A 12,381-nucleotide genomic window follows, 5' to 3' on the forward strand; every position below is an offset into this window, starting at 1 on the left:
CATTAGCAGCATACAATACAATTATTTAAACCTGCCACAACAGGTAAGTGTAACAGCAAAAGGAAACATTCAATATGTATATGATGCATCGGGTAACAAGCTGGCAAAAATAACAACGGATAATACCTTGAACCCTGCAGTTACTAATACAACACTTTACATTAATGGGTTTGTGTATCAGAATGACGTGTTGCAATTTGTAAGTCATGAGGAAGGTAGAGCAAGATTTATACCCGCAGTTGGCAGTGTACCGGCCAGCTTTGTAATGGATTATTTTATTAAAGACCATTTGGGTAATGTAAGAATGGTACTGACCGATGAGCAAAAACAAGACATATACCCTGCTGCTACAGTTGAAGGCAGCATAACTAGCAATACCAGTGCTGCGTATATAGAAAACCAATATTATAGTATTAATCCTGCAGCCATTGTACCCAACCCCCGGTTTATGCCAACTTACCCAAATAATAATGGCATACCCAACAACAACCCCAATAGCAATACGACTGCTAATAGTACACAGGTATATAAATTAAACAGTAGTACTGGCGATAAAAGCGGACTAGGTATTACACTAAAAGTAATGGCCGGTGATGTAATTGATATTTTTGGAAAAAGCTATTACAGCCAAAATAACACTAATGATAATAGCAATTATAATTTACCTATATTAACTCTGTTAAGTGGCTTATTGGGTACACCTGCTAATCCAATGGCTGCTGCTACACATGGGGCAATAACAGGAAGCCAGTTAAGTAGTATAGGTAACAACAGCAGTGGAGTTGGTAGTTTTTTAACATCTGGCAGGTTACCCACTTCTTCTACCGTACCTAGGGCTTACATTAATTATATTATTTTTAATGAACAATTTCAGTATATTAGCGGAGGCTTTAGTGTGGTAGGCAGTAGTGGTGTAGTAAAAGACCACCATAACGATGCCAGCATGCAGGGTATACAAATACCGAGAAATGGGTATATTTATATTTATTGCAGCAATGAAAGCCCGGTAGATGTGTTCTTTGATAATTTGCAGGTAGTGCATACACGAGGGCCGCTTTTGGAAGAGAGCCATTATTATCCGTTCGGACTCACCATGGCAGGCATCAGCAGTAAAGCAGCAGGCGGAAAAGAGAACCCATACAAATATAATGGCAAAGAATTACAGCACCGGGAGTTTAGTGATGGCAGTGGTATAGAACTGTATGATTTTGGTGCCCGGCTGCAAGACCCGCAATTAGGCAGATGGAATGGTGTTGACCCATTGGCAGAGCAAATACGCAGCTTTTCTCCCTACAACTATGCATTAGATAACCCTGAAAGATTTATAGATAAAGATGGGATGGAAGCGGAAAGTTCTAATTGGGCAGATGATATTGCCGGTTCTATTTATAATCATTCCTCAACATTTGAAGGTGGTTTAACAGTAACAACAGTTGGTGGTGAAATTGGTGGGGGAGGCAGCTCCGAAGAGTCTGATGGAGGGGATAAAAATAAAAAGAAGAAAGATGGCCCTATAACACCCGGTGGAATTACTGTGAAACAGACAGGTGATAAATCTGGCGGAGAGGAGCAGAGAAATTTAACCGGCTCGACAGCTACAAATAAATTTTCTAACGAAGATAGTTGGAAGTCAGGATGGGGTGATGAGCTTAATATGTCAAAATACACAGGTGTTGTTACTGGAAAAGAGGGGAGTCTAATTACTACAGATGCATCAACTAATAACGGTAAAGTAGAAGGGGGTTCTGTGACTGTTGGAGGTGTCCTTACTTTTGGGTATGGTACAGATGCTTCGCTTTCACTAGGTCTTGGTGCATTTGGATATGAGGGGCATGTTGGTGTGGGTATTGGGAATGGGTTAGGTCAAGTTTCTGTTGGTGGAAGCCATACTTCAAAAGGAGCTATAACAGGGGGAGATGTAACATTTAAGGCAGGAGGAGGCACCTTGGCTGCTGCCGCTGCTGCAGTTTTTATTATTTCAACAGGAGGGTTAGGAGCTATTGCATTTTAGATTATTCTAGTACAAATTTTAAGAAAATTATTATGAAAAATAATAAACCACCATATTTACTTGGGTTACTTTGCTTAATTCCATTAATAGGAGCTTTTGTTGGGTTGGGATTGATTTTTTATGGTATTTTTAGATATAAAGACAGAAAACTTGTAATTATTGGTTCAATTGGCTTAATTATAACAGTAGCAGTTTATTCTTTTGTTTTTTATAATTTAAAATATGGGAAAAATGCTACCAATGGCTTTGCAAAAATATCTCAAACGGAGTTGAACAGCCTGGTGAAATCAATAGAATTTTACAAATTACAGAAAGGAACATATCCTGATAGTTTAGAGCAATTAAGAGAAAGTGATAAAATGGTTTTGATTTATGACCCATTATTAACCCGAAAGATGGATAATAATATAAAAACTACTTTTGAGTATAAGAAGATAGGAGAAAAATATACATTGTTTTCAGTTGGCATTGATGGAATACCAAATACAGCTGATGATATATATCCTATTGTTTCTGATAAAGACTCAATTAAATTTGGGTTGATAAAAAAATAAACTGATATTTTTTTAGGTACGCTATAACAACAAAGCCCTCTACATAGACTGAACCCCAACTTAAGCGTAGTTTAAGTTTATCCAACATAAAAATTTCCCTTCGGCGTAAGGATGTGCCTACGCCGTATTTCTTGTAGCTTACAGCTACCCGTAGCAAATTTCATCCAATAATCACCTCTACCTCAAAACCCCACCACTGCCAACAAATTCTTTAAAAAGGCCATATAGTTAAAGGTTGCTTTTTTATTTGATATTAAACACTCATGAATTTCTTGCAAAACCCATATTAATAATTTTGTATAGCAGTATTAATTTCAGTATATTAGCGGAGGCTTTAGTGTGGTAGGCAGTAGTGGTGTAGTAAAAGACCACCACAATGATGCCAGCATGCAGGGTATACAAATACCGAGAAATGGGTATATTTATATTTATTGCAGCAATGAAAGTCCGGTAGATGTGTTCTTTGATAATGTGCAGGTAGTACATACCCGAGGGCCGCTTTTGGAAGAGGCTCATTATTATCCTTTTGGGTTAACCATGGCAGGCATAAGCAGTAAAGCAGCAGGCGGCACTGAGAACAAATACAAATACAATAGCAAGGAATTACAGCACCGGGAGTTTAGTGATGGCAGTGGTATAGAACTGTATGATTTTGGCGCTAGAATGCAAGACCCTCAATTAGGCAGATGGAATGGTGTTGACCCCATCTCAGCGTAGTTTATCGAAAATTCAATTTTTCCCTCGGCGTATGGCTGTGCCTACGCCGCACATTTTTGTAGTTTTCATCTACCATCACCAATTTTCATTCAATATATCAATAATTTTGTATAGCATTATTATTTCAGTATATTAGCGGAGGCTTTAGTGTGGTAGGCAGTAGTGGTGTAGTAAAAGACCATCATAATGATGCTACTATGCAGGGGATACAAATACCCAAAAATGGGTATATTTATATTTATTGCAGCAATGAAAGTCCGGTAGATGTGTTCTTTGATAATGTACAGGTAGTGCATACACGAGGGCCGATACTTGAAGAGACGCATTATTATCCATTTGGATTGACAATGGCGGGAATAAGCAGTAAAGCAGCAGGCGTTATAGAAAATAAATACAAATACAATGGCAAGGAATTACAGCACCGGGAGTTTAGTGATGGCAGTGGTATAGAACTGTATGATTTTGGTGCCCGGCTGCAAGACCCCCAATTAGGCAGGTGGAATGGAGTTGACCCATTGGCTGAACAAATGCGCCGCTTTTCTCCCTATAACTATGCATTGGATAACCCGGAAAGATTTGTTGATAAAGATGGTATGGAAGCGGAGGAATATGAAGGTGAATATGGTGTTAGAGACAATACTACTTCAGCAGCTTCATTTAACGATTGGTTAGCCTATAAAAATGCAAACGGAACCTATACACCTGTTTTTGATAAAAGCGTACATAATAAAAAGCAGGCAAATGAAAAAGGAGCTATATACCTTGGTAAAACATTTAGGTATACTGCAACAGATAATAAGGGATATCAATTAAATGCGGATGGTTCAACTACCAAATTTGAAAATGGTAAATCCACTACAACCACACCTGATCCTGCTAATACAGAACTGGAAAAAGCTTCACCTACAGAAAAGGTTGCAACAGTGGTAGGCATGGGAAGTGATATATTAGAAAAGGGTGTACAGCAAGGGGAAAAATTAGCAAGTAATGCAGCTAAAGTCGCAACAGGAAGTGAAGAAGCTGCACAGTTGGCTGGACTTGCTAAACAGGCTGGTGCATTAGGTACAACATTAAAGGTTGTTGGAGTAGCTGGTAATGTTGTGAGTGCAGGTTATGCTATTGCAAAAGAAATAAATAATCCAACTTTAGGCAACACTACTAGACTTACTGTTCAAGGTGCTGCTGTTGCAGCAGGATTTATTCCGGTTGTTGGCTGGGGTATTTCAATTGGAATTGGATTAGCAGATGCGATTTGGGGAGATGATTTTTATAGCTGGATAGATAGTCATTAAATGCAGAACATGATTTTAGATTATTTATATTATAAATTATATCGAGCTACTTTAACAGGCTCATTAAAAGATATACCACAGTATATAACACCAATATACTTGGGAGGTTTAATAAGTGCAAATTTTATGATAGTAAACGCTTTTTTAGCAAAAATAGGCATTGGTACTTTTTTATTTAAGGATCCAAAACAAGGAGCATGGTTTACTGCAGTAATGATTATTTTAGCAATGCTTTACTACAGAAAAAATAAATATACCGCTGTTCTTAATAAATATTCACACGAAAGTGCAAAAAAAAGAAAGAGAGGTAATGCTATTGTTGCTGTATATGTAGTGTTATCTTTTTTATTAATTTTTTCAGTTGCTTTTTTAAAACCTGGAAAATTATAGCCCAACCTAAGCGTAGTTTAAGTTTATCCAACATAAAATTTCCCCTCGTCGTATGGCTTAGCCTACGCCGTAATTTCTTGTAGCTTGCAGCTACCCGTAGCAAATTTCATCCAATAATCACCTCTATATCAAAACCCCACCACTGCCAACATATTCTTTCAAAAGGCCATCTTGCAAAAGGTTGTCTTTTTTATTTTGGTATTATTATCCCATGCAATTTCTGCAAAAGTCTTATATCAATTAAATTGTATAGAATTACCAATTTCAGTATATTAGTGATGGCTTTAGTGTGGTAGGCAGTAGTGGTGTAGTAAAAGACCACCACAATGATGCCAGTATGCAGGGTATACAAATACCTAAAAATGGGTATATTTATATTTACTGCAGCAATGAAAGTCCGGTAGATGTGTTCTTTGATAATGTACAGGTAGTGCATACACGAGGACCAATACTTGAAGAGACGCATTATTATCCGTTTGGCTTAACAATGGCGGGAATATCTTCAAGGGCTTTGTTGTTTTCACACATAACTAATCCCTTTTCTTTTACCTTTTATTGTATCCAACTTTTTCATATTTCCACATCAAATTCTTACCGGACTATTGAATATATAAACAGTACTATTTAAATGTGAAAGGATGTATTTATATATTCATTAACCAAAACCAAAAACTTTGTGAAAACAATTCCAATGGTTTTAAATTTGAATCAGGCATTGGTAATATATTATGAATTAGAGGATAAAGTTGGTGCTACGCTATTGTTTTTTTTCTCATTCTCCATTTCTTCTTCCTTGTTTAATTCATCAATGAATTTATCTTTCACACGGTCGTAAAATGAATGTCTGTCAATAATCAGTGCAGCCATATTGGCTACCATTGCTGCGAGCAATAAGTGAAAAATAAGTGTATGCCGATCAGTCATTTCTAATACTAAAATAGCACAGGTAAAGGGTGTTCTGCTGATGCCGGTTAAAAAAGCAGCCATGCCGGCCAAAATAAGCACATTGGTATCTGTGGCAGAAAGATGGAGCCAACCGCCCACAACAGCACCTACTGTTGACCCCGCACTGAGTGAGTTTACCATAATACCCGCAGCACCGCCCATAGGATTACAAATAATAATACCTACCGTACGTAAAATGGGCAAATACCAGGGTAAGTGTTTATCACTACTAAACAAGGTGTTGGTCATTAAATCTTTTCCTGAATTTAGTACCCTTATATCAATAAAATAGGCCATGAATGCTAAAATAAAAGCGCCAATTACAATGTATAGTATGGTTTGATAAGTGTGTTTAAAACTTTCTTTCCACTTTAATATTTTTAAAACATAATATCCTAAAGCTGAACCTCCTACACCCGATATAATGGCTACAATAATTACAGGAATAAATACAAAATTAGATAGATGGGTTACATTCGGATAGCCCAGATACAGAAAGGGACCTGCCAATGCCTGTGTAGTTAATCCGGCAATAATTAAAGCAGAGAAGATGGAGGTTCTAAAATTACTGATATGCGTTTTGGTGAGTTCTTCCATGGCAAACACAATACCACCCAAAGGGGTATTAAAGGCGGCTGCAAGACCGGCGGCAGCACCTGTCATAATCATATAACGTTTAGAAACTTTGGGCCACCAGTCGGGTAACCATTCATTCACTTTTCTAAATACAGAACTGCCAATGTGTATAATAGGGCCTTCTCTGCCAATAACACCCCCACCAAAAATAAATACCAAACTGGATAATATTTTAATAAAAATAATTCTTAAACCCAATAGCTTCGTCAGTTTTTCTTCATTATGTGGTTTAGCCAGTTCAATGGCAGCAATTACCTGCGGATTACCACTTCCCCTGGCAAATGGTGCAAATTGTTTCACCAACCACCAGGCTACCACAAATGCAATGGGGGGAATAATAAATAATAAATAACGGTGTGTTGTAAATAATTGCATTCCCATATTTTCGGCCCACGAAAATGCTCTGCCATAGTACACTGCAATCAATCCCACCAATAAAGAGGCAACCCAATAAGGTATAGCACTCAAAATGTTTTTTCTAAGCCTGTCATTATGCAATCTGTCATAAATCTGCTTACCAATTGCTCTAATTTTCCCTTTTATCGCCATGTATTCGGATTCTATAACTATTTTTGATATTAAATTTCACTAAATCCATTTTTTCGAATCGCAAAGGTCTTAAAAAAAATGCGTTCCGGATATTAATAACCAATTAGAATTAGGTTGATCATTTGATGGATTGAGGTGAAAATAATGAAAATGATTCAAAAAATATAGTTCTAAAATATTCATATGGATGAAAGAAAGATTTTATTAGTGGAAGATGAAACTAAAATTGCTCAGGCCTTAAAAAAAGGCTTAACAGAAAATGGCTATTATGTAGAAGCTGTTTTTGATGGGGCTATTGCCAAACGACTCTTCCAGCAACATGAATATGATGTAATTATATTAGATGTGAATTTGCCAGGCATGAATGGTTATGATTTATGCAAATTTATTCGTACCCAAAATCAGCACATACCGGTAATCATGCTCACTGCGCTTAGCACAACCGATGATAAGATTGAAGGTTTTGATGCCGGTGCGGATGATTATGTAATAAAACCTTTTGAGTTTAAAGAGTTATTGGTTAGAATAAGGGCGCTGCTGAAGCGAACCATCAATCAGCAAATGCCCATGGGCAATATTTTACGTGTGGCAGATCTGGAAATGAATTTAGATAGCAAGGAAGTAAAACGAGGCGATAAAAAAATAATTCTTACTGCCAAAGAATTTCAGTTGTTGGAATATTTTATGCGTAACCGAAATCGTGTTTTATCCAGGGCAGATATTGCTGAAAGCGTTTGGGATATTGACTTTGATACACAAACCAATGTAATTGATGTGTACGTAAACTATTTGCGTAATAAAATTGACAAACAATTTCCAACTAAATTAATTCATACACAGGTAGGCATGGGGTATGTATTAAAGGAAGAACACAACCGGTAAACATAAATAGCCTGTTTTTATACTTTTTAGGAAATGATTAAAGCAGCAATATGAATATTAAGTATAGAATTACATTTTTGTTTACACTGGTGGTGTCTGGTATTCTGCTTTTATTATGCCTGTCTATCTTTTATTTTTCCAATCTAAACAGGGCATTTTCATTTCGGGAACGCATAAAGAACAGAGCTATTACAACAGTAAGTTTATTATTAAAAGTTACTGGTATTAATCCAAATTTATTACGGCGCATTGATGAAATAACGCAGATATCTTTAGACCAGAAAAGCTTTCAGGTGTTTGATGCCTCCGGTAAAATTATATATAGTTATGCGGACGAAAATATAGCACCGGTACATGTTAATAGTGCTGTTTTAAACAGGGCAAAAACAAAAGGAATCTATTTTTTTAATTACGAAGGAAGAGATGTAGTGGCTGTAAACTATTTGGATGATGCACACAATTATATTGTAGTTGGTGCCGCATTTGATAAAGATGGGTTACAAAAATTAGATGAATTAAAATGGATTTTATTCTTCAGCTTTATTTTAGGTGTTCTCATCACATTTCTTTCGGGGCTATTCTTTTCTGAAAGAATAGTACACCCCATTCAAAAAATTACAAGAGAAGTAAAAGAAATTTCCTCTCAAAATTTATCTCGCAGAATTGAAATAAAAGAACCCCAAGATGAACTGTACCAATTGTCTTCAACATTTAATGAGTTGTTAAACCGCCTTCAGGAATCATTTGAAATTCAACGTAGGTTTATTGCCAATGCTTCTCATGAATTATCAACCCCTTTAACAGCTATTTCCAGTCAATTAGAAATTACACTTCAAAATGAACGTTCCGCAGAAGAATATAAGTCGGTCATTTATTCTGTGTACGATGATGTGAAAAACCTGAACCAGTTAACCCGTAGTTTATTAGAAATTGCAAAAGCAAGTGGTACATCAGATGGTATTGAACTATCGTTAGTTAGGATTGATGAATTATTAATGCGTTTACCGGTTGAATTACGTAAAGCAGATGCCAAATATTTTGTAGAGCTACACTTTGAAACATTTCCGGAAAATGAAGACAAACTATTAGTATTTGGAAATGTAGATTTATTATACAGTGCCATCAGAAATATTGTTATAAATGCCTGTAAGTATTCACATAATCATACTGCAAATGTTTCGCTGGTATTTTCTGAAAATGAGTTGAATATTATGGTCAGTGATAACGGACCGGGCATTCTTCAAAGCGATATTGATCTTATTTTTCAGCCTTTTTATCGGGGCGAAGAAGGGGATAATAAACAAGGTTTTGGTTTAGGCCTCCCATTGGCACTCAGAATTATAAAAATGCACAAGGGTAATATCATCATCAAAAGTGAAAAAGGAAAAGGCTCAGAATTTACAATTATTCTACCCATTGGCAGGTCATTCCATCTTATTTAAATTTCTAATTGCTTTCTAATGCAATACTAATTACCGATTAATTGTACCATTCTATCTTGCATCCTGTTGTAAAAAAACAACCTTTTCAAAGCATATTAAAAGTACATTTTGTTGTATTATGTTTTGAAAAGCTGCATGAAAAAATTAAATACACCACAATGAAACTTCCCAGTCTTTTACTCATTGCTTCCTCTCTTATTTTATTTGGAGCCTGTGTTAGCCCCAAAAAATTACGTACTGCCGAAGCCAAATACAATCAATTAGATTCCGCTTATGTTGCCAAGCAAAATGAATTAAGGGAATGTCAGGGTAATATGAAAAATCTGAATGATCAGGCAAGCGATTTTGCCAAACAAAAAGCAGCTTTACAAGCCAGAATTGATGATTTGAATAACCAGATTGGTTATCTGAAACAAAACAGTACCAGAGTACTCGATCAGTTAAAAGATCTTTCTGTTGTTTCCGGATCTCAGGCAGAGAGTATCAAACAATCATTGGCCAATTTAAATGCAAAAGATTTGTACATCAACAACTTGCAAGCATCTTTAGCCCGGAAAGATTCTTTAAACATGGCATTGGTAATGAATTTGAAAAGTGCTTTAAGTGATATTAATGATACTGATATTAATATTAAAGTTGAAAAAGATGTAGTGTACATTGATATTTCTGATAAATTATTGTTCAACAGTGGTAGCTACAATGTTACCAACAGGGCAAAAGAAGTATTGGGTAAAGTAGCTAAAGTTTTGAATGCACATCCTAATATTGATTTTATGGTAGAAGGTAATACCGATTCTAAACCTTATCGAAATGGATTATTATTAGACAACTGGGATTTAAGTGTTAAACGTGCTACTGCTGTTACAAGAATTTTACAACATAACTATCAAATAGATCCTAAACGAATTACTGCTGCCGGTAGAGGTGAGTATGTACCCGTTGCATCTAATGATACCAAAGAAGGCAGAGCTTTAAATAGAAGAACAAGAATCATTATTTTACCACAATTAGATCAGTTCTTCAAATTACTCGAAAAAAATAACCAATAAATATTTAAGGTTTTCTCATATACTCAAGCAGGGTTAATTAAAAGCCGCACTTTTCTAAGTGCGGCTTTCTTATTTTATGTTTAATATACTTCTAATTTCACACTAATAGCCTGTTAATTTCGGTAACGTATGTTTGTTTTGTTTAAATTATGTAAATGCTGCCCTTCCAAAAAATATTAATTCTCATTCATAATAATATTGATGCAGAAATTGCAATTCATAAGTTAAAAGATTTGTATGAACATCCCTGCACCGAACTGCATTTTGTTTGGGTAATTAAATATTTTAGCTGGAGAAAATTTATTGGCCTTAAACCGCAACAACAACGAGCTTTAAAAAATAGCCGTATCAGGCAAAAAAAAATTGAAGCAGAAATGTTGTTGAATGAAATACAGGCCAGGGTATTTCAGGCATTTCCGGATGCAATCATATATACTCAGATTGTTGTAGATGCCTCTGTTAATCATGCATTGGTGCAATACATCAATCTCGCATCTATTGATCTGGTATTGTCTATCCGTCAAACATTAAAAAATATTTTTTACCAAACAGGCATCAATATCAATTATATTATCCAACACGCAGGCTGTCCGGTTTTAAGTGTGAATGCGGGAACCATGAATCATTCCATCAAATCTATTTTAATACCGGTATATTCGTTTTTGCCCGATAAAAAAATAGAATTGGCTTCTGCTTTTGCAAAGAAATACAATGCTCAGATTTATATTATCACCATTTTAAATGATAATGAAGCCCAGTCAAAAATAATAGCAGATGTGTTTTATTTAACGTATAAAAAATTAAAAGACGAGGGGTTCAATCCCCACTATAAAATGCTTTCTGGCGTATATGCACCTGAAATATTAATTAAATATGCGCATCAGGTAAATGCTGACATGATTCTTATTAATCCTGAAAAAGGAACACCCGGTAAAAAAAGTATTATTAAACGTTCATTGGCCGATTTTTTGAGTCCGATATCTCCTTTGCAGGTGTTAATGCTGCAACCTGCCATTTAATTAACCCAGCTTAAACTGTTTTCTATATTGAGATGGGGTTACCTGTTTTACCTGTTTAAATTGTTTGCTAAAATGTGCCCAACTATTATACCCACTGTTATAACAAACATCTAAAATATTATGATTACCTGTTTGTAAAAGTTTACAGGCATGTCCAATACGCAGCTCCTGTAAAAAATCAAAATAACTTTTTTTAATATTTTTTTTAAAAAATCGGCAAAATGTTGGAATGCTCATTTCTGCAATGGCTGCAACTTCCTCCAAAGTAATATGTTTCAGGTAATTTTTTAATGAGTATTCAAATACTTTTTCAATCACTGAGTTTTCTTTGGAAGAGGGAGTTAGCGAAAAGTTGGCAGTGATAACCTGATATTCGTTTGATGTGCTAATAGCATGCAAACAATGCAATAATTGTGTAATACTGTTTAATCCGTTTAATTTTTCTAAGGCACTTATTTCTTTTGCAATCTTATTTTGCAAAGTTTTTTGAAGTTGCAATCCATTATTATTTCCAGTTAGTAAATGATAAACGCTTTTTAATTCGGGTAACATTAAAAATGACTCTCCTAAAAAATGTTTGGTAAAATGCACAACAATGGCACTGCCTATCATTTTATGATGTGCTTTTCTAAACCAGTGTGGTAAATTTCCGGCTAAAAAAAAGATATCTCCTACTGTATAATTACCAACATAATCTCCAATTAAGGCCGTTCCCTGACCTTCGGTAATTAAAATTAATTCATATTCTTCATGCTGGTGCCAATTGGTTTCAAAGTTTGGTGTTCTATAGGTTCGGCACGCAAATGAGCTGTCTTGTGCAATATGAATTTTTTGAATGAGTGGTTGCATAATTGAAAATAACCTCTATTTTATCAGAAAATATTCTGAAAATTAG

The 12,381-nt window shown here is 35.4% G+C and carries 12 protein-coding genes; 10 read left to right on the forward strand and 2 right to left on the reverse strand.

Going from position 1 to position 12,381, the window contains the following annotated elements:
* The 6 genes from EO766_RS04075 to EO766_RS04100 form a co-directional block, all read left to right on the forward strand.
* The coding region (locus EO766_RS04075; protein ID WP_287100697.1) for an RHS repeat-associated core domain-containing protein at window positions 1-2,011 on the forward strand (2,011 nt) is incomplete at its 5' end.
* A gap of 32 nt (window positions 2,012-2,043) precedes the next feature.
* On the forward strand, window positions 2,044-2,565 hold the full coding sequence (locus EO766_RS04080) for a type II secretion system protein GspG (protein WP_074417696.1): 522 nt from the start codon (window positions 2,044-2,046) through the stop codon (window positions 2,563-2,565).
* A 339-nt stretch (window positions 2,566-2,904) separates the two neighbouring features.
* The gene (locus EO766_RS04085) at window positions 2,905-3,282 is read left to right on the forward strand and encodes a hypothetical protein (protein WP_074417697.1); all 378 of its coding nucleotides are present in this window, start codon (window positions 2,905-2,907) and stop codon (window positions 3,280-3,282) included.
* A gap of 149 nt (window positions 3,283-3,431) precedes the next feature.
* Window positions 3,432-4,574 carry an RHS repeat protein gene (locus tag EO766_RS04090; protein WP_074417698.1) on the forward strand — a complete coding sequence of 381 codons (1,143 nt, stop codon included), beginning with the start codon at window positions 3,432-3,434 and terminating at the stop codon, window positions 4,572-4,574.
* A gap of 9 nt (window positions 4,575-4,583) precedes the next feature.
* A complete protein-coding gene (locus EO766_RS04095; RefSeq protein ID WP_141676738.1) occupies window positions 4,584-4,964 on the forward strand; it encodes a hypothetical protein in 381 nt (126 codons plus the stop codon).
* 289 nt (window positions 4,965-5,253) lie between these two features.
* On the forward strand, window positions 5,254-5,592 hold the full coding sequence (locus EO766_RS04100; protein ID WP_287100698.1) for a hypothetical protein: 339 nt from the start codon (window positions 5,254-5,256) through the stop codon (window positions 5,590-5,592).
* Window positions 5,593-5,690: 98 nt separating this feature from the next.
* On the opposite strand, the gene EO766_RS04105 is transcribed toward EO766_RS04100, so the two are convergent.
* The gene (locus tag EO766_RS04105) at window positions 5,691-7,094 is read right to left on the reverse strand and encodes a chloride channel protein (RefSeq protein WP_218330724.1); all 1,404 of its coding nucleotides are present in this window, start codon (window positions 7,092-7,094) and stop codon (window positions 5,691-5,693) included.
* A gap of 183 nt (window positions 7,095-7,277) precedes the next feature.
* On the opposite strand from EO766_RS04105, the gene EO766_RS04110 reads away from it, so the two are divergent.
* The 4 genes from EO766_RS04110 to EO766_RS04125 all read left to right on the forward strand — a co-directional run bounded on the left by EO766_RS04110 (window position 7,278) and on the right by EO766_RS04125 (window position 11,486).
* The gene (locus EO766_RS04110; RefSeq protein WP_176712979.1) at window positions 7,278-7,976 is read left to right on the forward strand and encodes a response regulator transcription factor; all 699 of its coding nucleotides are present in this window, start codon (window positions 7,278-7,280) and stop codon (window positions 7,974-7,976) included.
* 50 nt (window positions 7,977-8,026) lie between these two features.
* Complete coding sequence (locus EO766_RS04115) at window positions 8,027-9,418, forward strand: sensor histidine kinase (protein WP_218330723.1); 1,392 nt, start codon at window positions 8,027-8,029, stop codon at window positions 9,416-9,418.
* Between the two features lie 158 nt (window positions 9,419-9,576).
* On the forward strand, window positions 9,577-10,467 hold the full coding sequence (locus EO766_RS04120; RefSeq protein ID WP_218330722.1) for an OmpA/MotB family protein: 891 nt from the start codon (window positions 9,577-9,579) through the stop codon (window positions 10,465-10,467).
* Window positions 10,468-10,622: 155 nt separating this feature from the next.
* The gene (locus EO766_RS04125; RefSeq protein ID WP_074420021.1) at window positions 10,623-11,486 is read left to right on the forward strand and encodes a universal stress protein; all 864 of its coding nucleotides are present in this window, start codon (window positions 10,623-10,625) and stop codon (window positions 11,484-11,486) included.
* On the opposite strand, the gene EO766_RS04130 is transcribed toward EO766_RS04125, so the two are convergent.
* Complete coding sequence (locus tag EO766_RS04130) at window positions 11,487-12,335, reverse strand: AraC family transcriptional regulator (RefSeq protein WP_068242888.1); 849 nt, start codon at window positions 12,333-12,335, stop codon at window positions 11,487-11,489.
* Window positions 12,336-12,381 lie beyond the last annotated feature (46 nt).

The organism is Hydrotalea sp. AMD (genome assembly GCF_004100315.1).
Classification (GTDB): domain Bacteria; phylum Bacteroidota; class Bacteroidia; order Chitinophagales; family Chitinophagaceae; genus Hydrotalea; species Hydrotalea flava.

Coding starts and splice junctions, on each gene's coding strand:
- EO766_RS04080 (WP_074417696.1), top strand. CDS start 2,044: ATGAAAAATAATAAACCACCATATTTACTTGGGTTACTTTGCTTAATT.
- EO766_RS04095 (WP_141676738.1), top strand. CDS start 4,584: ATGATTTTAGATTATTTATATTATAAATTATATCGAGCTACTTTAACA.
- EO766_RS04105 (WP_218330724.1), bottom strand. CDS start 7,094: ATGGCGATAAAAGGGAAAATTAGAGCAATTGGTAAGCAGATTTATGAC.
- EO766_RS04110 (WP_176712979.1), top strand. CDS start 7,278: ATGGATGAAAGAAAGATTTTATTAGTGGAAGATGAAACTAAAATTGCT.
- EO766_RS04115 (WP_218330723.1), top strand. CDS start 8,027: ATGAATATTAAGTATAGAATTACATTTTTGTTTACACTGGTGGTGTCT.
- EO766_RS04120 (WP_218330722.1), top strand. CDS start 9,577: ATGAAACTTCCCAGTCTTTTACTCATTGCTTCCTCTCTTATTTTATTT.
- EO766_RS04125 (WP_074420021.1), top strand. CDS start 10,623: ATGCTGCCCTTCCAAAAAATATTAATTCTCATTCATAATAATATTGAT.
- EO766_RS04130 (WP_068242888.1), bottom strand. CDS start 12,335: ATGCAACCACTCATTCAAAAAATTCATATTGCACAAGACAGCTCATTT.